This window comes from Kitasatospora sp. NPDC094015 (genome assembly GCF_040304075.1).
Lineage (GTDB): Bacteria > Actinomycetota > Actinomycetes > Streptomycetales > Streptomycetaceae > Kitasatospora.
Genome location: NZ_JBEOUL010000013.1, coordinates 154,864 through 178,267, shown reverse-complemented (window position 1 = coordinate 178,267; position 23,404 = coordinate 154,864). Strand labels below are relative to the sequence as shown.

Sequence of the window (23,404 nt, the reverse complement as noted above, 5' to 3'; positions counted from 1 at the left end):
TTCCCCTTGGCATGCTGCGCCTCGGTCGCCTTCTCACTCGGACCCCGGCGGACCTGCTCCCGAAGCTCGTGCAGCTCGGCCACCCGCCCCCGCGCATCGGCGGGGACGGTCTCCAGCTCCTCAAGGATGTCCATGCCGCGGACGGTAGGAACGGCATCTCGGGCCGCGCTCGGCCGGCGCTCAAGGCCGGCTGGACACCCGGTGGAGGCCGGTCGGGCCGGTGGTCACCCGGTCCGGCCGCCGGCCCCCCGGGCGATCAGCCGACCACCTGGTGGTCCAGCTCCATCGACAGCTCCGCCCCGGCCAGGTCCAGCCGGGTGTCCGCGGCCAGCACGGCGGCGTGCAGCCGCTGCAGCCGGGCCGACGGCTCGATGCCGAGCTCGCCGACCAGCGTGTTGCGCAGCCGCTGGTAGGTCTCCAGCGCCTGCCAGGAGCGCCCGGACCGGTACTGGGCCAGGATCAGCTGGGCGTGCAGGCCCTCGTGCATCGGCCGCTGCGCGGAGAGCATGGTCAGCTCGCTGAGCAGCACGGCGTGCCGCCCGAGCCGCAGGTCGGCCGAGATCCGGCTCTCCAGCGCGCCGAGCCGCGCCTCCTCCAGTTGCAGTACCTCGATCTCCAGCACCCGCCCGACCTGGATGTCCACCAGCGCCGGCCCGCGCCACAGCGCGAGCGCCTGGCCGAGCAGCTTCGAGGCGGAGAGGTCGTCGTGCGCGGCGAGCGCGGTGCGCCCCAGCGCCAGCAGCCGCTCGAACTCGGAGCTGTCCACCTCACCGGGCTGGACGTCCAGCAGGTACCCGCCGTAGCGGGTCACCAGGATCTCCTTCGCCGTCGAGGACTGCTCGGCGTGGAACGCCGTGCCGAGCTTGCGGCGCAGCTGGAGGATGTAGGTCTGGAGCGTGGTGGAGGCGCTGCGCGGAGGGTGGTCCCCCCAGATCTCCTCCATCAGGGTGGGTACGGTCACCACCTGGTTCGCCTGGAGAGCCAGCAGCGCGAGGATCTGCCGGGGCTTCGCTGCGCTCGGTGCGAAGGAGGTCTCCTGCTCCTGCGCGACGAACGGGCCCAGAAGTTTGATCTGCATGGATCCGCCTCCCTTCCTTACTGGCCACCACCGGGAATCACTCCGGAGAGCGTCGCACGCGAGGAGTGGGCGGCAACAGTGAGATCCTCACGGATCGGGCGGGAATCGCGACACGCGAACGCCATGCGATTCTCACACCACGCACATGACGGATCCACTGTCCACGGCGGGGTCGCATCACACAGACTTCCGTGCCGTACCCACTGAGCACCGGCCGACCCTAACAACGGAGTAGCCCCCGTGACCGCACTCGCCGTTTCAGCCGCACCGTCCAGCACCGGCCTCGAATGCGACTGGCGTTTCGCCGAACTGGTCATCGCAGCCCATCTCGACCCGGCCCTGCGCACCCGCTACACCGCCGAACCCGCGCCCGTCCTGGCCGAGTTCGGGATATCGCTGCCCGCCGACGCGCCGATCCCGGCGCTGGCGCCCTCCTCCGCCCCGCAGTTGACGATCGAGGACCTGGACCGGATCGACGTCCTCGCCGACTTCTGCTTCTGCACCGTCGACAGTGAGCTCTGAGCCGGAGCTCAGAGCCCTTCCCACGATCGGCCCGCGGGTCCTGGCGTTCCGTCGCCACCTGCGGGCCGAGGTCGTCGTGGGCAAGGGTGCGTACCTGATCTCGGAGCGGGGCACCACCCGCCTGCGCGGTGCGCACGTGGAAGCCGTGGCCCCCCTGCTGGACGGCACCCGCGACCTGCCGTCACTGCTGCGCGAGGCCGGCGACCGGGCCTCGGCCGCGGAGATCGGCGAGCTGCTCGGCTCGCTGTCCGCCGCGGGCCTGGTCAGCTACCGGCCGGCCGACCAGCCGGGGCGCGACCCGCGCGCCGAGGCGTTCTGGGAGCTGGCCGGCCTGGACGGCACCAGCTCCTCCGACCGGGTCGGGGCCGCCCAGGTCCGGATCCTCGCGGTCGGACGGGACGACGAGGCCACCGTCCGGCCGGCGTTCGAGGCGGCCGGGCTGCGCTGCGTGAGTTCGGACTCCCCGACCGCCGCGGAACTGACCGTGGTGGTGTGCGACGACTACCTGGCGCCCGTGCTGCGCCGCATCGACCTGGCCCAGCGGGCCGCCGGCCGGCCCTGGCTGATCGCCAAGCCCACCGGGTCGGTGGTCTGGTCCGGGCCGGTCCTCACCGCGGACGGCGGCGCCTGCTGGCAGTGCCTGGCCCACCGGCTGCGCGCCAACCGGGTGCACGAGCTGACCGTCCAGCACGCGCTGGGCATGGCGGAGCCGCCGCTCGGCCCGGAGGCCTCGCTCGGCGCCACCCGCGCCCTCGGCCTCCAGCTCGCCGCGCTGCAGGCCGCCAAATGGCTGGCCGGGCAGCCCGGACCGCAGCGCCAGGAGATCCACACCCTGGACACCCTGGGCCTGCGGGCCGAGCAGCACGCGGTGCTCCGCCGCCCCCAGTGCGCCACCTGCGGCACCCCCGGCGCCGGCGCGGCCCGGATGCTGGAGCCGGTGGTGCTGCGCCCGGCCCGGAAGGTGTCCACCACCGGCAACGGCCACCGGCACCTGACCCCGCAGCAGGTCCTGGACCGCTACGGGCACCTGGTCAGCCCGATCTCCGGGGTGGTCCAGGCGATCACCCGGGCCGAGGCCCCCGCCCTGCTGCACTCCTACACCGCCCGCACCTGCACCGTGCCGGACGGCCGGGCCCCGCTGCGCCGCGAGAGCGGCGGCAAGGGCGCCACCGAGCTCGACGCCCGGGTCAGCGCACTGTGCGAGGCGCTGGAACGCGAGTCGGGCCGGCTGCACGGCGACGAGCCGCGGGTGCGGGACTCGCTGCGCGGGCTCGGCGAGATCGCCCTCCACCCGAACCGCTGCCAGCTGTACCACGAGCGGCAGTACCGCGACCGGGCCCGCTGGAACACCGCGCACGGCAGCTACCAGCGGGTCGCCGAACCGCTGGACGAGCGCACCCCGATCGACTGGACCCCGGTCTGGTCGCTGACCGGCGGCCGCCGGCGGCTGCTGCCCACCTCGATGCTGTTCTACGGCGCGCACCCGTCCGACGAGGGCGTGCGCCACGCGCGGGCCGACTCCAACGGCTGCGCCGCCGGGGGCACCCTGGAGGACGCCGTGCTGCAGGGCTTCCTGGAGCTGGTGGAGCGGGACGCGGTCGCGCTCTGGTGGTACAACCGGACCCGCCAGCCCGCGGTGGACCTGGCCTCGCTGGGCGACCCGTGGATCGACGAGGTCGCCCGGCTGCACCGCCGCGAGGGCCGCGAGCTGTGGGCGCTGGACCTCACCGCGGACCTCGGCGTCCCGGTGGTCGCCGCCCTGTCCCGGCGGGTCAAGGGGCCCACCGAGGACATCCTGTTCGGCTTCGGCGCGCACTACGACTTCGCGCTGGCGGTCCGCCGGGCCGTCGCGGAGGTCAACCAGCTGCTGCCGGCGGTCGCCCCGGCCGTCCCGGGCGGTCCGCCGCGCTACTCCCTCAAGGACCCTGCCGCGCTGCACTGGTGGCGCAGCGCGACGGTCGCCCGGCACCCGTACCTGCTGCCCGACCGGGAGCAGCGGGCGGTGCGCCCGCGCGAGCGGCCCTCGCTGGCCGGCACCGATCTGCGCGCCGACGTGGAGACCGCCGGCGAACTGGTGCGCCGGCACGGCATGGAGCTGCTGGTGCTCGACCAGACCCGGCTGGACATCGGGCTGCCGGTGGTCCGGGTGATCGTGCCGGGCCTGCGGCACTTCTGGGCCCGCTTCGCCCCCGGCCGGCTGTACGACGTGCCGGTCCGGCTCGGTCGGCTGGCGGAGCCCACTCCGTACGAACGGCTCAACCCCGTACCGTTGTTCGTGTGAGCGGTTCGCCCGCGGGTGGTTCGTGGGAGACTCGAGTCGGACTCGACCGAGACCCCCGATAGTGGGCCATTCGCATACTGCCTACCCCGGAGAGCCCCATGGACGTACCGGCCGGAGGCTCCGCGCCGGAGCTTCAGCGCCTCTGGTCGCTCCGCGAGGACGTCGAGGTGGAGTTCGAGGAAGGCCCGGACGGCGACGCCCTGTTGCGCAACCGCTGGTCCACCGTGCGGCTGGCCCGGCCCGACCGGGCCGGCCGCGAGGCGCTGCGCCGGATGACCTTCGGGCCGATCTCGCTGGACAACATCCTGTGCGGCGCGGAGCGCGGCTCCCGGGCCCGGCTGGACGACCTGCTGGGCCGGATCCAGCACCTGACGATCCGTTCGGTGGGGCTGACCGACAGCGAGCTGCCGCTGCTGTCGGTGGTCCCGATCTCGCCCCGGGCCGTGCCGGAGCAGGTCGCGGTCGGGCCGGACCAGCCGCTCCGGCTCTCCCGGTTCGCCGTGCTCTCCGGGGCGGGGCGCGGCCTGACCCTGGAGTCGCCGCTGTCGCTGTTCCGGGTGCTGGCGCACCGCCCGGCCGCCGCCGCCCTGCTCGGCGCGCTGGGCTGGACCACCACGCTGGCCGAGCTGACCGCCACGCTGCCGTTCCCGGCCACGGCCGTCCAGGAGGCGGTCGAGCACCTGCTGGGGGCGGGCCTGGCGGTCGGCGGCCGCCCGGGGCCGGACGGTTGCGGCGCGGTCTTCGCCGAGGACACCGATCCGGTGCTGGCCACCTGGGCACCGGTGGACCTGCTGTTCCACACCCGCAGCACGGTCGGCCGGCACGACAACGACTTCGGCGCCACCTACGCGCACGCCAACCGGCTCGCCCCCGAGCCGGCCATCCGCCCGGTGCCGGCCGGGCGCCGCTTCGCGCTGCCGCTGCCCTCGGCGACCGACCGGGCCGAGCCGCCGTTCGCCGCCGTGGTGGAGCGCCCGCCTCCCCCGGTGGACTGCGTGCCGCCGGCGGCCCGGCTGACCCTGTCCCAGCTGGGCGAGCTGCTGTACCGCTCGGCCCGGATCCGCACGGTCTCCAAGGACCCGTCGGGCCCGCCCGAGTACGAGATCACCGAGCGGCCGTACACCAGCTTCGGCGGCACCCATCCGCTGGAGCTCTACGTCTCGGTGGACAACTGCGCGGGCCTGCCCCGCGGGGTGTTCCACTACGACCCGGCCCGGCACCGGCTGACCCTGCTCACCGAGGACCGCGACGTGCTCGCCAAGGTGCTCTCGTGCAGCCGGGTCTCGGCCGGGCTGGCCGGGCCGCCGCCGCTGGTGATCACGCTCACCGCCCGGTTCGCCCGGGCCGCCTGGAAGTTCAGCGGGCAGAGCTACGCGCTGGTGCTGCGCGACACCGGCGCCGCGCTGCAGACCCTCGAACTGGTCGCCGCCGCGATGGGCCTGGCGACCGCGCCGCTGGCCGCCGCCGACATCGAGGCGGGTGCGCGGGTGTCCGGCGTCGACTGGCGGGCCGAGTCCTCGGTCGGCCAACTGGTGGTCGGCCCGGCCGCGGCCGTCCCGGCGGCACCGGGAACCTCCTACCTTCCCTGGAACCATGGTGTCTGACGGTCGCTCACCCCGTACGCTCGGTCCTCAGATGCGTCTGATCGGAGGATCCGGACCAGTGGCGAGAGACGACATGACCGACGACGAGGCGGTCCGGCGGGAGCCGGCACCGCTGTTCGCGCTGGGGATCCTCTACTCGGCGCTGCTCGCCTACCTGGTGCAGGTCTCGGTCAACCTGGTCGTGATCCGCCCCGGCAGCCCCGGCCTGGTGCTGGGGATCGCGAGCTTCATCGTGATCTGCGGCTGTCAGCTGATCCACTCGCTCCCGCAGGCGAAGAAGATCCGGCGAAGATTCGGCCGGCTGACCCTGGGCCTGCAGGCCGTGCTGACCTACCTGCCGATCCTGCTGTTCGGCGCGGTCTGGGGCGCGGCCGGCGGTTTCCTGGCCGCCTCCGGGCTGATGCTGCTGGAGGGTTTCTGGGCCTGGCTCTGGTACTCCCTGGTGGTCCTCTCGATGTCCGGCGTGGCCCTGGCCTACCAGGCCAAGCCGCAGGACGTCGTCTACGTCACGATCTCCACCCTGCTGAGCGGGCTGATGATGTACGGACTGAGCCGGCTGGTCACGCTGGTGGTCGAACTCCACCGGGCCCGGGGCCAGTTGGCCCGGCTCGCGGTGGCCCAGGAGCGGCTGAGGTTCGCCCGGGACCTGCACGACCTGCTCGGCTACAGCCTCTCCGCGATCACCTTGAAGAGCGAGGTCGCGATCCGGCTGGTGCACAACAACCCGGCCCGGGCGGTCGAGGAGCTCACCTCGGTGCTGGGCATCTCCCGCCAGGCCCTCGCCGACGTCCGCGCGGTCGCCCGGGGCTACCGCGACATGTCGCTGGCCGGCGAGGCCGAGTCGGCCCGGGGCATGCTGGCCGCCGCCGACATCGCGGTGGAGACCCGGATCGAGTGCGCCGACCTGCCGGGCGTGGTGGACACCACGCTGGCGACCGTGCTGCGCGAAGCGGTCACCAACATGCTCCGGCACAGCAAGGTGGAGCGGTGCGACATCGAGGTCACCGAGCACGGCCCCGACATCCGGCTGCGGATCGTCAACGACGGGGTGCCCGACCGGCAGCGCCAGCGCGCGAAGGTGGTCGGCCAGCTGCCCGGCGCCCGGACCTCCGGCGAGGAGGGCGGCAGCGGTCTCGGCAACCTGGAGAACCGGCTGGCCGCGATCGGCGGCACGCTGGTCGCCGGCGTCCAGCCGGACGGCACCTTCCAGGTGGTCGCCCTGGTGCCGCTGGCCCAGCAGACCGACCTGCGCAGCGTCTCCTGACCGCCCGCGCCGGCGGCTGCCGGGCCCCCGGTCCACACCCGGCCCGGCCCGTTCAGCTCAGCCAGCCCGCCTCGTCCGCGAGCCGGATCGCGTCCACCCGGTTGCGGGCGTTCAGCTTGGTCACGATGTTGGTCAGGTAGTTGCGCACGGTGCCGGCCGACAGGAACAGCCCGGCGGCGATCTCCACCACCTCGGCGCCCTGCGCGGCCATCCGGAGCACCTGCACCTCGCGGTTGGTCAGCGGGCAGTCGCCCGAGTCCCAGGCGGCCATCGCGAGTTGGGGGTCGATCACCCGCTCGCCCGCGGCCACCTTCCGGATCGCCTTGGCCAGCTCCTCCGGCGGCGCGTCCTTCAGGATGAAGCCGGACACCTTGGCGGCCATCGCCCTGCGCAGGGTGCCCGGCCGCCCGAGACTGGTCAGGATCAGCGCCCGGCAGGACGGCAGCCGCTCCCGCAGCAGGGTCGCCGCGGTGAGCCCGTCCACCCCCGGCAGGTCGATGTCCAGCACCGCGATGTCGGGGCGGTGGGCGAGCGCCTGCGGCAGGATCAGATCACCGTGGTCCACCTCGGACACCACCTCGATGTCCGGCTCCATCCCTAACAGCGCCACCAGTGCCCCCCGGACCATGTTCATGTCCTCGGCAAGCAGTATCCGAATCATGTGACCCGGCCCCCGTCCGCGCACCGGATCACAGACGTCCGCCTCCGACACCGGTACCGCTTCGAATCGGTCTGGCTCTGTGTCCCGCCAGAGGTGCGATTCTAGTCAGGAGATCGCGGCAAGCAACCTTCTGATCACACTCCGGAAGCTACCCCTGGCGGGTCGGACCGATCAGGGCGTCGACCAGTCCGTCGTCCAGCATGGTGGCGGCGGCGATGTCCGGCGTCTCGTCGAAACCCGCGTCGAACAGCGCCACACTGACCGTGTAGCCGGTGACGGCCCAGGTCCCGAAGCTCCACTCGCCGCCGGTGCCGGGCGAACCGTCCGGCCGCAGCACCTGCACCCGATCCGCGCCCGGCGCGAAGCCGAACTCGGTGAACCGGAACCGCAGCCCCTGTCCGATCGCCTTGCTGTAGGCCTCCTTGAGGGTCCACAGCCGCACCAGCGCCGGGTTGCGCAGTTCGGGGTCGATCAGTTCCAGCTGCGCCGCCTCGTGCGGGGTGCAGATCTGCTTCTCCGCCCCCGTGCCCAGCAGGGTCCGGCCGGCCAGCTCCGCGTCGACGCCGATCCAGCCCCGCCGGGTCAGCCCGACCACCAGCAGGTCCTCGGTGTGGCTGAGGCTGATGTCGACCTGGTCGCAGCCGCGCAGGTACGGCCGGCCGCCGAGCTTGTACGCCAGGTCCACCGTCTGCGGCGGGGCCTGGAGCGCGGCGCCCGCCGCCGTCTTCAGCAGCAGCCTGGAGGCCAGGAAGCGGCCCCTGACCTGGTCGTGGGACATCGCCTGGTACCTGGCCCAGTCCCGGCCGAGCACCGCCCGGTCGCCCGGGTAGTCGGGCTCGTCGTCCGGCGGCTCGGCTCCCTGCGCCCCGGGCATCCAGTCGCCCAGGGTGGCCACCAGGACCGCGCTGCCGCGCCCGGCGAGCGACTCCCGGACCTCGTCCCAGCCGCCGTACCGGCCGCGGTACACCGGGATCGGGCGCCCGATCGCGGAGCTCGGGCCCAGCACCGGCATCACGGCCGGTCCTCGGCGGCCAGCTCGGCCAGGTACTCGGCCAGCGTCGAGCAGCTCACCAGGCTGTCCACCATCTCGGCCAGCGACAGCTCGCCCAGCTCCGGGAAGCGCAGCTCGATCCGGTACTTGAGCTGCATCAGCATCACCGAGTCGAAGCCGAGGTCGTCGTAGAAGCGGGCGTCCACCGGCACCGCCCGGTGGACGCCGCCCAGCACGGCGGCGGCCTCCTGGACGATCTCGCCCAGCAGCTCGGCCGGGCGCTCCAGCACAGCACTCATCGCGCACTCCCTCGTCGAAGGTCGGTCATGGTCACGGCTCCTGACACTGGTTCAGCCCGCCGGCACCGCGGCGGTCGGGTCGTCGTAGAGGTCGAAGCTGCCGCCCGCGGCGTAGCGCCGCAGCAGCTCCTCCAGCACCTGTCCCTCGGCGCCCGGCGCCGGGCGGCCCGGCAGCCCGAGGCCCAGCCGGCGGCAGATCCGCAGCAGCGCCAGCACCACCCAGTCCGGCCGGGCCAGGAACTCGTCCGGGCCGCCGCGCTGGTGGCGCCAGACACCGAGCGCCGAGGCCGCCGCGAGCAGCAGCGCGTAGCGGTCCATCAGCGCGTAGCTGCGCGGGTCGGCCAGGTCGTCGCGGCGCCGGCCGGCCAGGCTGCGGGCGGCCGCCCGCAGTTCGTGCAGCTCGGCGGCGAGCGTGCGGACCAGGGTCTCCAGCACCTCGCGGTGCTCCCCGGCCGCGGCCACCGCCGTCGACCCGGCCGCGAAGTCGGCCAGTTCGGCCAGCAGCGGGTCCGCGGTGCCGGCGACGCCGAGCCGGCCGGTGTCCAGCGCGGGCAGGTCGTCACGCAGCCGGAACAGGCCGGGGCCGGGCGCCTCCTCGACCAGCCAGGCGTGCTCGGCGAGCACCGGCAGCCGGGGGATGACGGTCGACTGGCAGGCCGCCGTCCCGGAGTGGCCGAGGCTGGTGATCGGCAGGTCGCGGACCTGCTTCTGGAAGATCCCGTACGCCCCGGAGCGCTCGTACAGGCTGGAGCCGAGCAGCACCGAGAGGTCGTAGACGGTGTCGCTGAGCAGGATCGGCAGCAGATACTTGGTGGCCGCCGCGTACACGCCGGTGGCCTCCGGGTGCAGGTGCACCGCCCGGGTGCTGGTGAGCGCCAGGCTGTCGCACACCAGCAGGTCGGCGAAGGAACCGGCCAGGCTGGCCCTGGCCTGCGGCACCCGCAGCACCGGCCGGCCGTGCACCCCGCGCTCCATGGCGAACCGCAGCGCGGTGCGCAGCGCCGTGTCGACCCCGGCGAGCACCATCGAGGGCAGCACGCTGCGGGTCAGCTGGAAGGAGCTGAGGGCGAGGTTGACGCCCTCGCCCCAGCCGCCGAGCAGCGCCTCGCGGGGCACCGGGCAGTCGGTGAAGGCCAGCCCGCTCATGGTGCAGCCGCGCAGGCCGACGGTGGGGAAGCGGTCCAGGTCGCGGACCCGGTCGGCGGGCAGGGCGGCGCGCTCCAGCAGGACCGCGGAGTGGCTGCGGCTGCCGGGCCGGTCGTCGGTGCGGCAGAAGACCACCAGCGCGCCGGCCTGCTCGGCGTTGACGATCACGCGCTTGGCGCCGTCCAGGCGCAGCGTGCCGTCCTCCTCGGTCAGGCTGAACTCGTCGCGCAGGAAGGCGTTGCCGTGCGCGAGGTCGCGGTAGGCGACGGCCACCCGGCCGCCCGCCAGCAGCAGGTCCGCGGTGCGGCGCTGCTGCTCCTCGGTGCCGGCCGCCCACACCGAGACGGCGGCCAGGAAGGAGCCGGCGCCGAAGCCGACGCCGAGCGAGGGGTCCCGCCGGAAGACCGGGCGCAGCATCCGGGCCAGCACGTCGGCGCGGTCGAACCGGCCGCCGAGCCGCTGCGGCACGAACTCCGCGCACAGGCCGAGCGCGTGCAGCAGCCGTTCCGCCTCCGCGGGCAGCTCGCCGCGGTCGTCGGCCTCCAGCACCGCGCCGTGGCCGTACGGGTTGGCCGGGTCCCACGGGTCGCCGAGGGCGCTCTCCAGTTCGGCGATCCGGCGGGCGACGGCGCTCTCGGCCGCGCGGGTTCCGACGGCGGTGGTCATCGGGCCACCTCCGACTGGACCAGGCCGCCGGCCACCAGCTGGGCCACCGCCGGGTCGACCACCTGGTGCAGGGCCTGCAGCCGGCCGGACAGGAACAGCCGGCGCATGGTGCCGCGTTCCAGCTTCCCGCTGGTGGTGCGGCGGACGGTGCCGGGGCGGACCAGCAGCACGTTGCCCGCCCGCACCTCGAACTCCCGGGACACGCACTGGCGCACGCTCATGTTCAGCCGGGCCAGGTCGACGTCGAACCGGCCCGCGGTCCTGACCTCCTGCACCACCACCACGTGCGGGCGGCCGGGCTCCACCTCGAACACCACCCCGGGCCCGAAGGAGCTGCTGAGCTGCTGGACCGCGCGCTCGATGTCCTGCGGGTACAGGTTGCGCCCGGCCACCACCAGCAGCTCCTTGATGCGTCCGGTGACGAACAGCTCGCCGTCCCGCAGCACCCCGAGGTCGCCGGTGCGCAGGTAGCCCTCGTCGCCCTCGGCGGTCACCGCGTGGAAGGTCTCCGCGGTCTCCAACGGGCGCTTCCAGTAGCCCTGCGCGATGCCCTCGCCGCGCAGCCAGATCTCGCCGACCTTGCCCTCCGGCAGCACCCGCCGGGTGGCCGGCTCGACGATCCGCAGGGTGAGCGCGTCCGGTGCGGGCCGCCCGCAGCTCACCAGGGTCCGCGCCGGACGGCCCTGGACCGGGTGGACGAACTGGTGCTTCTCCAGCGAGGCCGCGTCCACCACCCGCTGGGTGGGCGCGGTGGCGTGGCCGCTGGGCCGGGCGGTGGCCAGCAGGGTGGCCTCGGCCAGCCCGTACGCCGGGACGAAGGCGGAGGCGCGGAAGCCGACCTCGGCGAACCGCTTGGCGAAGGCCCGCAGGGTGTCCGCCCTGACCTGCTCGGCGCCGCTCACCGCGGTCGTCCAGCCGGACAGGTCGAGCCCGGCCAGGTGGCGGTCGGCGATCCGGCGCACGCACAGCTCGTAGCCGAGGTCCGGGCCGCCGCTGACGGTGATCCCGTACCGGGTGATGGCCTCCAGCCAGCGTGCCGGGCGACGGATCAGCAGGTCGGTCGGCAGCAGCACGCCGGTGCCGCCCAGCCAGAGCGGGTGCAGCAGCTGGCCGACCAGCCCCATGTCGTGGTGGTACGGCAGCCAGCCGCCGACCGTGGCGTCGCGGCCGGTGCGCAGCACGGCGGAGATCGCCCGCTGGTTGGCGAGCAGGTTGCGGTGGGTGACCATCACGCCGCGCGGGTCCCGGGTGGAGCCGGAGGTGTACTGCAGCATGGCCAGGCTGTCGGCCGTCCGGGCGGGCCGTCGCCAGTCCGCGGCATCCGGCAGATCGGCGCCGTCCAGGGCCAGGCAGGACACCTCGCCGTGCCCGGCGACGGCTGCCATCAGCGAGATGTCGGGGGCCGAGCGACGGTCCGTCAGGATCAGCTGCGGAGCCGCATCCTTGATCATTCCCAGGGTGCGCTCGTCGTTGCCGCGGCGGCCGTTGGGCGCGGGGCCCGGCACCGCGACCACACCGGCGTACAGGCAGGCCAGGTAGGACACCGCGAACCGCTCGGCGTCCCCCTGGAGGATCAGCACCCGCTCGCCCTCGAGCCGTCTGTCCTGCAGCCAGGCGGCCAGCCGGCGGGCGGCGGTGTCCAGCTCCGCGTAGTCCATCCGCCGGTCGGTCAGCCGGTACTCGCGCCGGGCGGGGGCCGGATGCTCGATCCCGGCCGGCACGGCCAGCGCCGGGAGCCGCACCCGGCCGACCGCCGCCGCCCCGACCGGCTCCTCCCGCAGGAACACCAAGGCGTCCTTCCCCGGCTGCTGCGCGGCGTGCCTCAGCAGTACGTCGGTGAAGGTCTCGTTCTCCGACATCGCTTCCCTCCCTGGCCGTGGTGTCCGGCGCGGCTCCTCAGGCCTGCGCTGCGCACCGGCAGCCCGCCCCGTCGGGGGTCAGGATCAGCGCAGGTGCTCGACTCCCTCTCGACTGCGGGGCGGGCCCGGGTGGACGGGCGGTGGCGCCCGGGGACGGCGTGCTGACGGTGCATGAGCGGCGGCCCGGTTGCGGGTGATCCACCCCGGCCGAACCATGGAGGGGTGCCCGGATACCTGCGCCACCCCCACCTGCGCGGCACCCTGCTGACCTTCACCGCCGAGGACGACGTGTGGGCGGCCCCGCTGGCGGCGGACGGCACGGTCGGCCGGGCCTGGCGGATCAGCTGCGACCGGACCAGGGTCAGCCATCCGCGGCTGTCCCCCGACGGCGCCACCATCGCCTGGACCAGCTGGCAGACCATCGCCCCGGAGGTGTGGACCGCCCCCGCGGCCGGCGGCGGCTCGGTCCGGCTGACCTACTGGGGCAGCAGCGACACCCGGGTGCGCGGCTGGCTGCCGGACGGCGAGGTGCTGGCCGTCACCTCCTACGGCGAGCCGTTCGCCCACTACACCTGGGCGTACGCGCTGCCGCCGGACGGCTCGCCCGGCCGCCGGCTGCCGTGGGGGCCGGTCGCCGACGCGCAGCAGGACGACGAGCACGCCGTGCTGCTGACCGCCTCGGCGCCGCACGAACCCGCCGCCTGGAAGCGCTACCGGGGCGGCGCCACCGGCCGGCTCTGGCTGGACGGCGCGCCCCTGCTGCCCGGCCACCGCGGCCACCTGGCCTCGCCGATGCCGGTGGGCGGGCGGATCGCCTTCCTCTCCGACCACGAGGGCGTCGGCAACCTCTACTCCTGCCGGCCCGACGGCACCGACCTGCGCCGGCACACCGACCACGCCACCTACTACGCCCGGGAGGCCGCCGGCGACGGCACCCGGATCGTCTACCAGCACGCGGGCGACCTCTGGCTGCTGGAGGACCTGGACGCGCCCGCCCCGCGCCGCCTCGAGGTGCCGCTCGGCGGGGCCAGGGCCGGGCGCCGGCCGTACCACGTGGTGGCCTCCTCGCACGTCAAGGACCTCGCCTGCGACGCCACCGGCCGGGCCGGGGTGATCAACGTGCGCGGCAGCCTGTACTGGCTGACGCACCGGGACGGGCCGGCCCGGGTGCTGGCCGACACCCCCGGGGTGCGGGCCCGGCTGCCGGTCCTGCTCGGCCACTCAGGGCAGGTCGCCTGGGTCGGCGACGCCGAGGGCGCGGACGCGCTCGAACTCGCCCCGCTGCCCGCCCCGGACGGCGCCGAGCAGACCGCGCCGCGCCGGATCGCCGCCGGCCGGGTGGGCCGGGTGCTGGAGCTGGTGGCCAGCCCGGACGGGCGGACCCTGGCGGTGGCCGCCTCCGACGGGCGGCTGCTGCTGGTCGACGCCGGGGACGGCGCCGTGCGCGAAGTGGTCGCCTGCGCCTACGGCCCGGTCAGCAGCCCGAGCTTCTCGCCCGACTCGCAGTGGCTGACCTGGTCGCAGCCGGTGGCCGGCCGCTCGCTGCGCTCGATCCAGCTGGCCCGGGTGGACGCGCCGGAGCGGACCGTCGACGTGACCGGCGGCCGGTTCGAGGACGAGCACCCGGTGTTCACCCGGGACGGCCGCTACCTGGTCTTCCTGTCCTGGCGCGGCTTCGACCCGGTGCACGACGTGCACACCGGCGACCTCTCCTTCCCGCTCGGCTGCCGCCCGTACCTGGTGCCGCTGGCCGCCGACACCCCGTCGCCGTTCGCCGCCCCCGCCCAGGGCCGGCCACCGGTCGGGCTGGACCCGCAGGAGGCGGGCGGCGACGGCACCGTCCGGGTGGACGAGCAGGGGCTGTCCAAGCGGCTGGTGCCGTTCCCGGTGATCGCCTCCAAGTACTCGGCGACGGCCGCGGTCCGCGGCGGGGTCCTCTGGCTGCGCTGGCCGATCTCCGGCGCCCTCGGCCAGACCTTCGCCAACCCGGCGGACACCTCCGGGCGGCCCGCGCTGGAGTACTTCGACCTGGCCCGCGGCACCCGCAGCACGGTGGTCGACCAGCTGGACGGCTTCGCGGTCTCCGGCGACGGCAGCGCCGTCTCGGTGTTCTCCTCCGGCGGTCTCAAGCTGCACCAGGTGTCCTCCCCGGGCTCACCGCTCACCGTCGACCTGCGGCGGATCACGCACACCGTGCACCCGGCCGCCGAGTGGCGGCAGTCCTACCACGAGGCGGCCCGGATCGCCCGGGACCAGTTCTGGGACCCGGGCATGTGCGGCCTGGACTGGGACGAACTCACCGCCCAGTACGAGCCGTTGCTGGAGCGGATCGCCTCCCCCGACGACTTCGCCGACCTGCTGCGCGAACTGCTCGGGGAGCTCGGCACCTCGCACGCCTACGTCACCCCGGCCCGGCGCGGCGAGGGCCCCTCCCCGGTCCTGCACCTGCTGGGCCTGCTCGCCGCCAACGTGCACCGCGCCCCGGACGGCCGCTGGCTGGTCGACCGGATCCTGCTCGGCGAGTCCTCCGACCCGCGGGCCCGCGCACCGCTGGCCGGCCACGGCGTCGAGGACGGCGACGAACTGCTCGCGGTGGACGGCCGCCCGCCGGATCCGGTGCGCGGCCCGGCCCCGCTGCTGGCGGCCAGCGGCGGCACCACGGTCGAGCTCACCTTCCGCCGGGGCGAGCGGATCCGCCGGATCGCGGTCACCCCGCTGACCGACGAGCGGCCGATCCGCTACCAGGACTGGGTCACCAAACGCCGCAGGCTGGTACGGGAGTTCAGCGACGGGCGGTGCGGCTACCTGCACATCCCCGACCTCGGCGGCTCGGGCTGGGCCCAGTTCAACCGGGACCTGCGCAGCGAACTCGCCAAGCCCGCCGTGGTGCTGGACGTGCGCGGCAACGCCGGCGGGAACGTCTCCGAACTGGTCCTGGAGAAGCTCAACCGCCGGGTGCTGGCCTGGGACTTCACCCGCGGCAGGCACCCGGTGCGCTGGCCCAGGGACGCGGTGCGCGGCCCGGTGGTGGCGCTCGCCGACCACGCCACCAGCTCCGACGGCGACGTCATCATCACCGCGATCCGGCTGCTCGGCCTCGGCCCGGTGGTGGGCACCCGTACCTGGGGCGGGGTGGTCGGCATGACCGGCCGGCACACGCTGGGCGACGGCACCCAGATCTCGGTGCCCAAGAACGCGTCCTGGTTCACCGGCGGGGTCGGCTTCTCGGTGGAGAACCACGGCGTGGAGCCGGACGTCGAGGTGGTCCGCGGCCCGCAGGACTGGGCCCGCCGCGCGTACCCGGACCTGACCCGCGCCGTCGACCTCGCGCTGAGCCTGCTCGCCGACCACCCGGCCGCCGAGCCGCCGCCCTCCGACACCCCCCGCCCCGACCTGCGGCGCCCGCCGCTGCCACCGCGCTGAGACCACCCCCGGGGTGGTCCCGGGGGTGGTGGGCGTCGGCGGGGGCCGGTCAGCCGAGCGGGTCGCCCTCCGCGGTCATGTCGGCGGCGGCCCGGCGGTCCTCCTCGGCCTGCTGCGCCTGCTGCCGCGCGCGCTCGGCGCGGTCCCCGAAGGCGTCCGCGGCCTCGTCGTGCGCGAGCGCCCCGCGCTCGCCCGGGCCGACCATCTCGTGCGCCTTGGACCGGAACCTGTCGAAGATGCCCATCGCTCCCTGCTCCTCGGGCTAGTCGGGACGGCGGATCCCCTTCACTCTCACACCGCCCCGCCCCCCATGCCACCGGGGCCGGCTCAGGCGCCCGCCGCGTACCGCCAGAAGTCCTCGAACACGGCGCCGGCGGTCGGGCTCTCCGCGGCGAGCTGGGTGAGCAGGATCGTGACGGCGCCGGTGGACGGGACCAGGTGGGCGGACGTGCCGGTACCGCCGACCCAGCCGTAGCGGCCGGGGACGTTCCACGGGTCGGCCCGCCGGATGTCGACCGAACCGCCGTAGCCCCAGCTCTGGCCGTCCAGGAACAGCCCGCCGGCCGAGCGCTGCGGCGCGGTCAGCCGGTCGCCGGTCATCAGCCGCACGGTCCGCGGCGCCAGCAGCCGACGGCCACCGGGCGCGGCGCCCTCGGCGAGCAGCATCCGGGCGAAGGCGTGCCAGTCGTCGGCGGTCGACACCAGGCCGCCGGCGCCGGACGGGAAGGCGGGCCGGCTGCTCCACCGGCCGTCGGGGGCGTCGACCAGCTCCAGGACGCCCGCCGAGCCGGACCGGTAGTAGGAGGTGAAGCGGTCCAGGTCGCCGGGCGGCACCGCGAACCCGGTGTCGACCATCCCGAGCGGCTCGAACACCCGCTCCGCCAGGAACTCCGGCAACCCGCCGCCGGTGACCCGGGCGATCAGCACGCCCTGGAGGTCCGAGCAGGTGTTGTAGAGCCACGCCTCACCCGGCTGGTACAGCAGCGGGACCTCGGCCAGCGCCGCCGTCCACGCGTCCGGCGCGAGCACCAGCTGCGGATCGCGGCCGTACTTCTGCACCGTCCCGAGCAGCAGCTCGGCGGCCGGCAGCGAGGGGTCCGACGGGAACCCGTACCCGGCGCAGGAGGCGAGCAGGTCCGCCACGGTGATCGGCCGGGCGGCCGGGACGGTGTCCGTCACCGGGCTCCGCGGCGTGCGGACCACCCGCGGCGCCGCCAGTTCGGGCAGCCACCGCCCGACCGGGTCGTCCAGAGCGATCCGCCCGTCCTCCACCAGCATCAGCACGGCCGCCGCCACCACCGGTTTGGTGACCGAGGCGAGCCGGAAGATCGAGTCCCGGGCCATCGGCCGCCCGCTCGCCAGGTCCGCCGAGCCGACGACCGCCTCCTCGACCCGGCCGCCCCGGGCCACCAACGCCACGGCGCCGGCCACCGCCCCGCGGTCGACGTGCGCCTGCAGGGTCGCGCGCAGGGAACTCATCCGCCCGCCCTCAGCCCGCGGCCGGGGATCCGGTGAGCGCGCCGAGCCCCTCGGCCCGCGGCGCCCCGGAGCGGTGGCAGATGTGCACGAAGGCCTGGTGGCCGGGGTACGCGGCCTGGTGCGTCCGCAACCACCGGCCGGCCCGCTCCTCGCCCTCCGCGAGGCCCGACTCGGCGCCGCACGGGACGCCGTCCGGGCCGGGCTCCAGGCAGCGGAACCCGTGCAGCGGCTCGCCGTACGGGGCCACGGCCGAGCGCACCAGCCGCGGATCCGCGTCCCACTCCACCCCGCCCCCGCGCGGCCGCAGCCACCACCGGCCACCCGCCTCCCCGCGGAACTCCCCCGTCCGTCCGGAGGCCAGGTCCACCACCGGTTCGCCGAGCGCGGGCAGCCAGGCCGCCCCGGTCGGCTCCGCCGCCTGCTGTTCGATGATCGGTGCCATCGCTACCGTCCCTCCGAGCGCTTTGTCATAGAAACAGCGGAAATCCTGCGGTTCCGCCTGCACACTAAGTGTCGGACGGCGACAGCTCCGTCACCAAGCGTTCGGGTAAGACAGAGTCAACGGTCTTGAGCCGGAGGGAGTCGACGATGGCGCAGCGGAGGCCTCGGACCTGGGGCGGCGTCCTGGAGTCGCACCGCAAGGGCGCGGGTCTGAGCCAGACCCAGGTGGCCAGGCTGGTGAACAGCCACCAGACCACCATCAGCCAACTGGAGACGGGCAAGGCGGCCCCCACCCAGTGGTGGGCCGAACAACTCGACCACGCACTGCAGGCACAGGGCAGCCTGGTGGCCGCGTACGAGCTGGTCGCACCGTTCCTGGAGGGCAGCACCGTTCCGGACTGGTTCCGGGAATTCGCCCGCGAGGAGGCCCATGCCAAGGTGGTGCACGAGCGGGCTTCGGGCCGGATCTCCGGCCTCCTGCAGACCGAGGAGTACATGCGGGCCCAGTTCCGCCACTACGATCCCGCGGCGACGCCGGAAAAGATCAACGAATGGGTGGCTGCCCGGCTGGGGCGGCAGGCGAAGTTCTTCGGGCCCGATCCGGCGCGGCTTGTCGTGCTGCTGGACAAGGACACCCTGTACCGCCAGGTCGGTGGTCCGCAGGTGCTCCACCGCCAGCTCGGGCACGTCCTGGGAATGGCCCGCAGGCCCAACGTGACGGTTCAGGTCCTACCGTTCTCGCTGGGGGAATTGTCAGGAAGTGCCGTCACCACGCTCATTGTCGAACTGCCCAACGGTCACCGACTGGCCTATTCCGAAAGTTCTACGCGAGGTCATCTCATCAGTGATCCGGCCGAGTTGCGGACGGTACTCGATCGCTATGATCAGGTCAGGGCCCACGCCCTCCCCGTGCGCGATTCGGCACGGATGATCCGTTCCGTCATGGAAGGACTGGTCAACATGCTTCCCGACGTTGATCCGACGAACGTAGCGTGGCGGAAATCGACGTACTCGGGCGACAACGGCGGGGCCTGTGTCGAGTGGGCCCCCGACGTCGCCGCCGCCGCGGATGTCGTCCCCGTCCGCGACAGCAAGGACCCGCAGGGGCCCGCCCTGCTGCTCTCCCCCGGGGCGTGGGCCGCCTTCACCGCCGCCGCCGCGAGCGGCGCGTTCGGCCAGGTCTGACCCACGGACCGGGCCCCGCGGAGCGCGCCGCGGGGCCCGGTCGGTGCGGGGATCAGCCGCTGATGCTGGCGGCGCCGGTCTCCAGGTGGCCGGAGAACCGCTGCGACCAGGTGGTGTCGGAGCTGACGGTGATCGTGAAGTCGTACCAGCCGTTGTTGTACGCGACCGCGTTGAAGTAGTCGCTCACGTTGCCGCCGGCCGGCACCGTGTAGGTCCACGGGCCGTCGGTGCGGTAGAAGTTCGAGGTGATCGTGAAGGTCACCGGGGTGGTGCCGGCGTTGGCGAGCTTGAACCAGAGGGCGAGCTTGCCGGTGCTCGCGGAGTCCGCGTAGGAGGCCGTGACGGAGACCGTCTTGCCGGCCTTGGTGGCGTCGCCCTTGAAGCGCCGCAGGAAGCGGTTGGGGCCGACCACGCTCAGGTCGTAGGGGCCGTTGCCGAAGCCGGAGCCGCAGTTGAAGAAGTCGCTCTGGTCGGTGCCCGGGTCCACCGTGTACTGCCAGGGGCCGCCGCTGCGGTAGGCGTTGGCGTAGGCGGCGAAGTGCGCCGCGTTGGTGGCCGCCGCGCCGCGGTTCTCCATCTTCAGCCAGACCTTCATGACGTTGCCGGAGGCGAACTCCAGGTGGTCCAGGTTGGCGTTCGGCTGGTACGGCACCGCGCGGGCCGGACGGGTGCCGGCCTCCTGGAGCGGGAGCGCGTTGGTGACCGGCGCCGGGTTGGGCAGCGGGCCGCACGCGGACAGGCCGATGGTGGCGTCGGTGTTGGGCAGGGCGGGCAGCCCGTACACCGGGTTGGCGAAGTCGAAGACGCTGGTCAGGTCGCCGCAGACCTTGCGGCGCCAGGCGCTGATGTTGGGGGTGGTGGCGGGCTTGCCGATGGCGGCGGTCCACTTCTCCAGGAAGCGCAGCACCGAGGTGTGGTCGAAGACCTCGGAGCTGACCCAGCCGCCGCGGGTCCACGGCGAGATGGCGATCAGCGGGACCCGGAAGCCGAGGCCGATGTTGGTGTCCTTGTAGAACTCGCCGGCCGTGCCGGCGGGGGCGACCGGCGGCGGGACGTGGTCGAAGAAGCCGTCGTTCTCGTCGTAGTTGAGGAACATGACGGAGGAGTTGAAGACGTTCGGGTCGGCGTTGAGCGCGTCGATCACCATGTGCACGAAGTGCGCGCCGTCGGTCGGGGTGGCGTACGGGTGCTCGGAGGAGGCCTCGTCGGCGACCACCCAGGAGACCTGCGGGAGGGTGCCGTTGAGCACGTCGGCGCGGATCGCGGCGGCGATGTCGTTGGGGGTCTTGCCGGTGACCTTGGGCACCGACCCCATGCCCTTGACCGCCAGCGGGCTGCCGGCCGGAGCGCCGGAGAAGGTGTTGAAGTAGGCCAGCGCGTTGTCGCCGTAGTTGTCGGCGGCGTTCTGGTAGACCTTCCAGCTGACGCCGGCCCGCTCCAGAGCCTCGGCGTAGGTCTCCCAGCGCAGGTTGGACTCGTCGCCGCCGTCGTAGGCGGGGCCGCCGGCGGCGCCGGCCGGGTCGATCTGGCCGCTCCAGTGGTAGGTGCGGTTGGGGCCGGTGGCGCTGAGCACCGAGCAGAAGTAGGCGTCGCAGATGGTCCAGTTGTCGGCCAGCGCGTAGTGGAACGGGATGTCGGCGCGGGTCAGGTGGCCGAGGGTGCGGACGTTGCCCTTGGCGGCCACCCAGGAGTCCAGCTTGCCGCCGTTCCAGGCCTTGTGCTGGTCGGACCAGCCGTGCGCGAGGTCGCCGTTGCACTGGGCCAGGCGCTCGGGGTCGGCGCCGCCGGCCGGCTTGGTGGCACTGAACTGCCACGGGTACTGGCGGCCGAGCCCGTTCGGCTGGTTGAAGACGCTGTAGCCGCCGGCGATCTGGACGGCGCTGCGGTCGGCGAAGCCCCGGACGCCCTTGAGCATGCCGAAGTAGTGGTCGAAGCTGCGGTTCTCCTGCATGAGGATCACGATGTGCTTGGCGTCCGCGAGGGTGCCGGTGGTGCTCAGTCCGGCGGCCTCGGCCGTGGCGGTGGCGCCGGTCACGGCACCGCCCGCGACCGCCGCGCCCGCCGCCGCGCTCGCCGACAGCGCCATGAACTTCCTACGACTCAGCTCAGCCATCCGAACCGCCGCCCTCTCAGGAGTTGTGCACACAGGTTTGCACTCACCGAACGCGGTGCATCCTGGCCCAGCCCGGCGCGGAAGGCCATGCTTTTCCATGAAGGCTTGTTGGACTGTTCGCCCGCCCGTCGTCGGGCGACCCGCGGGTGAACGGACGGGTCAGCCGTCCTTCACAACGACGCCGAGCGCCTGCGCGAACTGCGGCGCCAGGTCGAACAGTTGGTGCGTGGAGATGAGCGCCCCGCGCAACCCCAGGTGAACGTCGGCCAGGCCGAGCCGGACGGCCCCGCGCAGATCGGCCCGGGTCAGTGCGGCGCCGCCGAGCCGGACCTCCTCCAGGGTGGAGCCGGGGAAGGCCACATCGGTCAGCCGGGCCTCGCCGAAGTCGACGTCGCGCAGCAGGCAGTCCTCGAACACCACGTCCCGCAGCACGGCCGAGCGCAGGTTGACGGCCTCCAGCTTGCACTGGCGGAACACCACCCGGCGCAGCGCGGCCCCGTACCAGGCGACACCGGCGAGCACGGTGCCGAGCAGGGCGCTGTCCTGCCAGTCGCTGTCGGCGAGGTCGGTGGCGACCAGCCGGCTGCTGTGCACCCAGGCCTCGTTGAAGGAGGTGCGGCGGAGCTTGGCGCCGTCGCACTCCACGCCGGTGAAGGCGCACTCCAGGAAGTTCGCGCCGGCGGCCGGGCCGGTCAGGGCCAGGCCGTCGAACAGCACGGTGTCGTAGCGCTGGTCGGGCCGCAGCGGGCCGGTGTGCGGCTCCAGCAGGTGGGCGTACGGCAGCTGGTCCAGCTCGTCGGGGGCGGCGGGGACGCCGGGCATGGAGGCTCGTTCCGGGTCGGTGACGGGGCCCGGCCATCGTCGCACCCGGCCCGTCACGCGCCCCCTCGCGGCCCGCCGCACGAGCTTCGGCCGCGCCTCACCCCCGAGCGGGCACCCGGCCCTCCCGGGCGTGCAGCACCAGCCCGACGGCCACCGTCGCGGCCGCCACCAGCCCCGCCAGCAGCACCCCGGCCTCCCCGGCGAAGGTGCAGGCGAGCACCGCCGCTGCGGCGACCGGCAGCACCGCCTGGGCGGCGCCCTGCTTGGTGTGCCGGGCGTGCAGCAGCCAGACGGTCAGCAGGTACACCGCGGCGGGCACGGTGACCGCGGCGGTCGCGGCGTCGGCCGAGATGTGGGCCTGGCCGACGGCGTACTCGACCGCCACCTCCAGGCCGGCGCCGATCGCGGCGGCCGAGCCGAGCACCAGGTAGTGGCCGTAGCCCCACAGGAAGGCCTGCCGGTTGGTGCGCAGGTGGTCGTGGATCGGCCGGGCGAAGTAGATCCACCAGGCGGCGAAGCAGAGCAGGATGCCGCCGCCGGCGATCGGCAGCAGCTCGCCGAGCGCCTCGTGCTCGTCCAGTGCGGACTGGATGGCGACGGTGGCGGCGGAGACCGTCTCGCCGAGCACGATCAGGGTGAACAGCCCGTAGCGCTCGGCGATGTGGTGCGGGTGCCAGGTGCTCTGGGTGTGCCACTCCGCGAACACCGGGACGGACAGCTCCAGCAGGATGCCGACCGGGATGACGTACGGGCGGGCGTCCTCGGGCACCAGCAGCACCAGCGCCCAGCCCACCTGGCAGACGGTGATCCCGGCGGCGTACCGCAGCGCCATCACGCGGGCGCCGCCGTGCTCGCTGCGGGCCGCGCGCAGCCACTGGGTGACCATGGCGAGGCGCATCACCACGTAGCCGACCACCGAGAGCGTCAGGTCCTGGTCGCCGAACATCCGTGGCACGCCCGCCGCGAGGATGAGCACACCGGTGATCTGCACCAGGGTGGTGATCCGGTAGGGCACGTCGTCCACGTCGTAGGCGGAGGCGAACCAGGTGAAGTTCATCCAGGCCCACCAGATCGCGAAGAACGCGAACGCGAAGCCGACCAGGCCGTTGGCGAGGTGGTCCTCGGTGACGGAGTGGGCGAGCTGGCCGCCGGCCTGGGCCACCGCGACCACGAAGCAGAGGTCGAAGAAGAGTTCCAACGGGGTGGCGGCGCGGTGCGGTTCGTCCCGGCGCCGGGGGACCATCCGCCGCACCGGCCGGGCGTCGTCCGGGGCGCCCGGGTGCGCGCGGTCCTGGTCGGCGCGGTGCGCCGCGCCGCGGTCGGGGGCGCCGCGGTCCGGGTCGGGCAGGGCGGCTTCGCTGGTCATCGGATCGCCTTCGCAGAGGGGCACTGACCTCGCGATCCTGGCAGCCGCACCGCCGGTGCGCACGCATCCGGGCACCCGTCCGCGCGGCACGCCGGACGGCACCTTGCACCCGTTGAGCCCGGTCGTCAGGCAGAGTTGACGGTGCAGTGCGCGATCCGGGTGACAGCTCGACGGCTGTCGGGCGCGCCCTGCGCGCGGTGTCCC

General features: G+C 74.1%; 18 protein-coding genes. 6 read left to right on the top strand and 12 right to left on the bottom strand.

Translation table 11 applies throughout. The features are described 5' to 3' along the window. Nucleotides 1–256 precede the first annotated feature (256 nt). Nucleotides 257–1,078, bottom strand: a complete 822-nt coding sequence (locus tag ABT014_RS18220; protein WP_350639900.1) for an AfsR/SARP family transcriptional regulator — start codon at nt 1,076–1,078, stop codon at nt 257–259. Nucleotides 1,079–1,318: 240 nt separating this feature from the next. Between ABT014_RS18220 and ABT014_RS18215 the strand changes: the two genes are divergently transcribed. The 4 genes from ABT014_RS18215 (at nt 1,319) to ABT014_RS18200 (ending at nt 6,749) form a co-directional block, all read left to right on the top strand. After that, nucleotides 1,319–1,600: a hypothetical protein gene (locus ABT014_RS18215; protein WP_350639898.1), complete on the top strand. Its 282-nt coding sequence runs from the start codon at nt 1,319–1,321 to the stop codon at nt 1,598–1,600. Beyond that, nucleotides 1,590–3,881 (top strand): TOMM precursor leader peptide-binding protein, encoded by a 2,292-nt coding sequence (locus ABT014_RS18210; protein WP_350639896.1) that lies wholly within the window; start codon nt 1,590–1,592, stop codon nt 3,879–3,881. Before ABT014_RS18215 ends, ABT014_RS18210 begins: the two co-directional genes overlap by 11 nt. 98 nt (nt 3,882–3,979) lie before the next feature. After that, on the top strand, nt 3,980–5,485 hold the full coding sequence (locus ABT014_RS18205) for a SagB family peptide dehydrogenase (RefSeq protein ID WP_350639894.1): 1,506 nt from the start codon (nt 3,980–3,982) through the stop codon (nt 5,483–5,485). A 58-nt stretch (nt 5,486–5,543) separates the two neighbouring features. Further along, the gene (locus tag ABT014_RS18200) at nt 5,544–6,749 is read left to right on the top strand and encodes a sensor histidine kinase (RefSeq protein WP_350639892.1); all 1,206 of its coding nucleotides are present in this window, start codon (nt 5,544–5,546) and stop codon (nt 6,747–6,749) included. A gap of 52 nt (nt 6,750–6,801) precedes the next feature. On the opposite strand, the gene ABT014_RS18195 is transcribed toward ABT014_RS18200, so the two are convergent. The 5 genes from ABT014_RS18195 to ABT014_RS18175 all read right to left on the bottom strand — a co-directional run bounded on the left by ABT014_RS18195 (nt 6,802) and on the right by ABT014_RS18175 (nt 12,371). Then, nucleotides 6,802–7,410 (bottom strand): response regulator transcription factor, encoded by a 609-nt coding sequence (locus ABT014_RS18195; protein WP_350639890.1) that lies wholly within the window; start codon nt 7,408–7,410, stop codon nt 6,802–6,804. A 148-nt stretch (nt 7,411–7,558) separates the two neighbouring features. Further along, nucleotides 7,559–8,422 carry a 4'-phosphopantetheinyl transferase family protein gene (locus tag ABT014_RS18190; protein WP_350639888.1) on the bottom strand — a complete coding sequence of 288 codons (864 nt, stop codon included), beginning with the start codon at nt 8,420–8,422 and terminating at the stop codon, nt 7,559–7,561. Next, nucleotides 8,422–8,700: an acyl carrier protein gene (locus ABT014_RS18185; RefSeq protein ID WP_350639886.1), complete on the bottom strand. Its 279-nt coding sequence runs from the start codon at nt 8,698–8,700 to the stop codon at nt 8,422–8,424. The genes ABT014_RS18190 and ABT014_RS18185 overlap by 1 nt, the downstream gene beginning before the upstream one ends. Nucleotides 8,701–8,751: 51 nt before the next feature. After that, the gene (locus tag ABT014_RS18180; RefSeq protein ID WP_350639884.1) at nt 8,752–10,512 is read right to left on the bottom strand and encodes an acyl-CoA dehydrogenase family protein; all 1,761 of its coding nucleotides are present in this window, start codon (nt 10,510–10,512) and stop codon (nt 8,752–8,754) included. Beyond that, entirely contained in the window at nt 10,509–12,371 is a 1,863-nt protein-coding gene (locus tag ABT014_RS18175) for a fatty acyl-AMP ligase (RefSeq protein WP_350639882.1), read from the bottom strand. Before ABT014_RS18175 ends, ABT014_RS18180 begins: the two co-directional genes overlap by 4 nt. Nucleotides 12,372–12,542: 171 nt before the next feature. Here ABT014_RS18175 and ABT014_RS18170 point away from each other — a divergent pair, with 171 nt between their 5' ends. Next, nucleotides 12,543–15,794: a S41 family peptidase gene (locus ABT014_RS18170; RefSeq protein ID WP_502895012.1), complete on the top strand. Its 3,252-nt coding sequence runs from the start codon at nt 12,543–12,545 to the stop codon at nt 15,792–15,794. A 49-nt stretch (nt 15,795–15,843) separates the two neighbouring features. Here ABT014_RS18170 and ABT014_RS18165 read toward each other — a convergent pair whose 3' ends face one another. The 3 genes from ABT014_RS18165 to ABT014_RS18155 all read right to left on the bottom strand — a co-directional run bounded on the left by ABT014_RS18165 (nt 15,844) and on the right by ABT014_RS18155 (nt 17,715). After that, complete coding sequence (locus tag ABT014_RS18165; protein ID WP_350639878.1) at nt 15,844–16,038, bottom strand: hypothetical protein; 195 nt, start codon at nt 16,036–16,038, stop codon at nt 15,844–15,846. A gap of 83 nt (nt 16,039–16,121) precedes the next feature. Then, the gene (locus ABT014_RS18160) at nt 16,122–17,273 is read right to left on the bottom strand and encodes a serine hydrolase domain-containing protein (RefSeq protein WP_350639876.1); all 1,152 of its coding nucleotides are present in this window, start codon (nt 17,271–17,273) and stop codon (nt 16,122–16,124) included. A 10-nt stretch (nt 17,274–17,283) separates the two neighbouring features. Beyond that, nucleotides 17,284–17,715, bottom strand: coding sequence for a DUF7848 domain-containing protein (locus tag ABT014_RS18155; RefSeq protein ID WP_350639874.1), 432 nt, complete (start codon nt 17,713–17,715; stop codon nt 17,284–17,286). A 146-nt stretch (nt 17,716–17,861) separates the two neighbouring features. Here ABT014_RS18155 and ABT014_RS18150 point away from each other — a divergent pair, with 146 nt between their 5' ends. Next, nucleotides 17,862–18,899 carry a Scr1 family TA system antitoxin-like transcriptional regulator gene (locus ABT014_RS18150; protein ID WP_350639872.1) on the top strand — a complete coding sequence of 346 codons (1,038 nt, stop codon included), beginning with the start codon at nt 17,862–17,864 and terminating at the stop codon, nt 18,897–18,899. A gap of 52 nt (nt 18,900–18,951) precedes the next feature. Here ABT014_RS18150 and ABT014_RS18145 read toward each other — a convergent pair whose 3' ends face one another. From ABT014_RS18145 to ABT014_RS18135, 3 genes are all read right to left on the bottom strand, one after another. Continuing rightward, the gene (locus ABT014_RS18145; RefSeq protein WP_350639870.1) at nt 18,952–21,012 is read right to left on the bottom strand and encodes a phosphocholine-specific phospholipase C; all 2,061 of its coding nucleotides are present in this window, start codon (nt 21,010–21,012) and stop codon (nt 18,952–18,954) included. Between the two features lie 159 nt (nt 21,013–21,171). Further along, nucleotides 21,172–21,834: a pentapeptide repeat-containing protein gene (locus tag ABT014_RS18140; protein ID WP_350639868.1), complete on the bottom strand. Its 663-nt coding sequence runs from the start codon at nt 21,832–21,834 to the stop codon at nt 21,172–21,174. Between the two features lie 97 nt (nt 21,835–21,931). Beyond that, nucleotides 21,932–23,200 carry a low temperature requirement protein A gene (locus tag ABT014_RS18135; RefSeq protein ID WP_502895010.1) on the bottom strand — a complete coding sequence of 423 codons (1,269 nt, stop codon included), beginning with the start codon at nt 23,198–23,200 and terminating at the stop codon, nt 21,932–21,934. Nucleotides 23,201–23,404 lie beyond the last annotated feature (204 nt).

Coding starts and splice junctions, on each gene's coding strand:
- ABT014_RS18220 (WP_350639900.1), bottom strand. CDS start 1,078: ATGCAGATCAAACTTCTGGGCCCGTTCGTCGCGCAGGAGCAGGAGACC.
- ABT014_RS18205 (WP_350639894.1), top strand. CDS start 3,980: ATGGACGTACCGGCCGGAGGCTCCGCGCCGGAGCTTCAGCGCCTCTGG.
- ABT014_RS18195 (WP_350639890.1), bottom strand. CDS start 7,410: ATGATTCGGATACTGCTTGCCGAGGACATGAACATGGTCCGGGGGGCA.
- ABT014_RS18190 (WP_350639888.1), bottom strand. CDS start 8,422: ATGCCGGTGCTGGGCCCGAGCTCCGCGATCGGGCGCCCGATCCCGGTG.
- ABT014_RS18185 (WP_350639886.1), bottom strand. CDS start 8,700: ATGAGTGCTGTGCTGGAGCGCCCGGCCGAGCTGCTGGGCGAGATCGTC.
- ABT014_RS18180 (WP_350639884.1), bottom strand. CDS start 10,512: ATGACCACCGCCGTCGGAACCCGCGCGGCCGAGAGCGCCGTCGCCCGC.
- ABT014_RS18175 (WP_350639882.1), bottom strand. CDS start 12,371: ATGTCGGAGAACGAGACCTTCACCGACGTACTGCTGAGGCACGCCGCG.
- ABT014_RS18170 (WP_502895012.1), top strand. CDS start 12,543: ATGAGCGGCGGCCCGGTTGCGGGTGATCCACCCCGGCCGAACCATGGA.
- ABT014_RS18165 (WP_350639878.1), bottom strand. CDS start 16,038: ATGGGCATCTTCGACAGGTTCCGGTCCAAGGCGCACGAGATGGTCGGC.
- ABT014_RS18160 (WP_350639876.1), bottom strand. CDS start 17,273: ATGAGTTCCCTGCGCGCGACCCTGCAGGCGCACGTCGACCGCGGGGCG.
- ABT014_RS18155 (WP_350639874.1), bottom strand. CDS start 17,715: ATGGCACCGATCATCGAACAGCAGGCGGCGGAGCCGACCGGGGCGGCC.
- ABT014_RS18150 (WP_350639872.1), top strand. CDS start 17,862: ATGGCGCAGCGGAGGCCTCGGACCTGGGGCGGCGTCCTGGAGTCGCAC.
- ABT014_RS18145 (WP_350639870.1), bottom strand. CDS start 21,012: ATGGCTGAGCTGAGTCGTAGGAAGTTCATGGCGCTGTCGGCGAGCGCG.
- ABT014_RS18140 (WP_350639868.1), bottom strand. CDS start 21,834: ATGCCCGGCGTCCCCGCCGCCCCCGACGAGCTGGACCAGCTGCCGTAC.
- ABT014_RS18135 (WP_502895010.1), bottom strand. CDS start 23,200: ATGACCAGCGAAGCCGCCCTGCCCGACCCGGACCGCGGCGCCCCCGAC.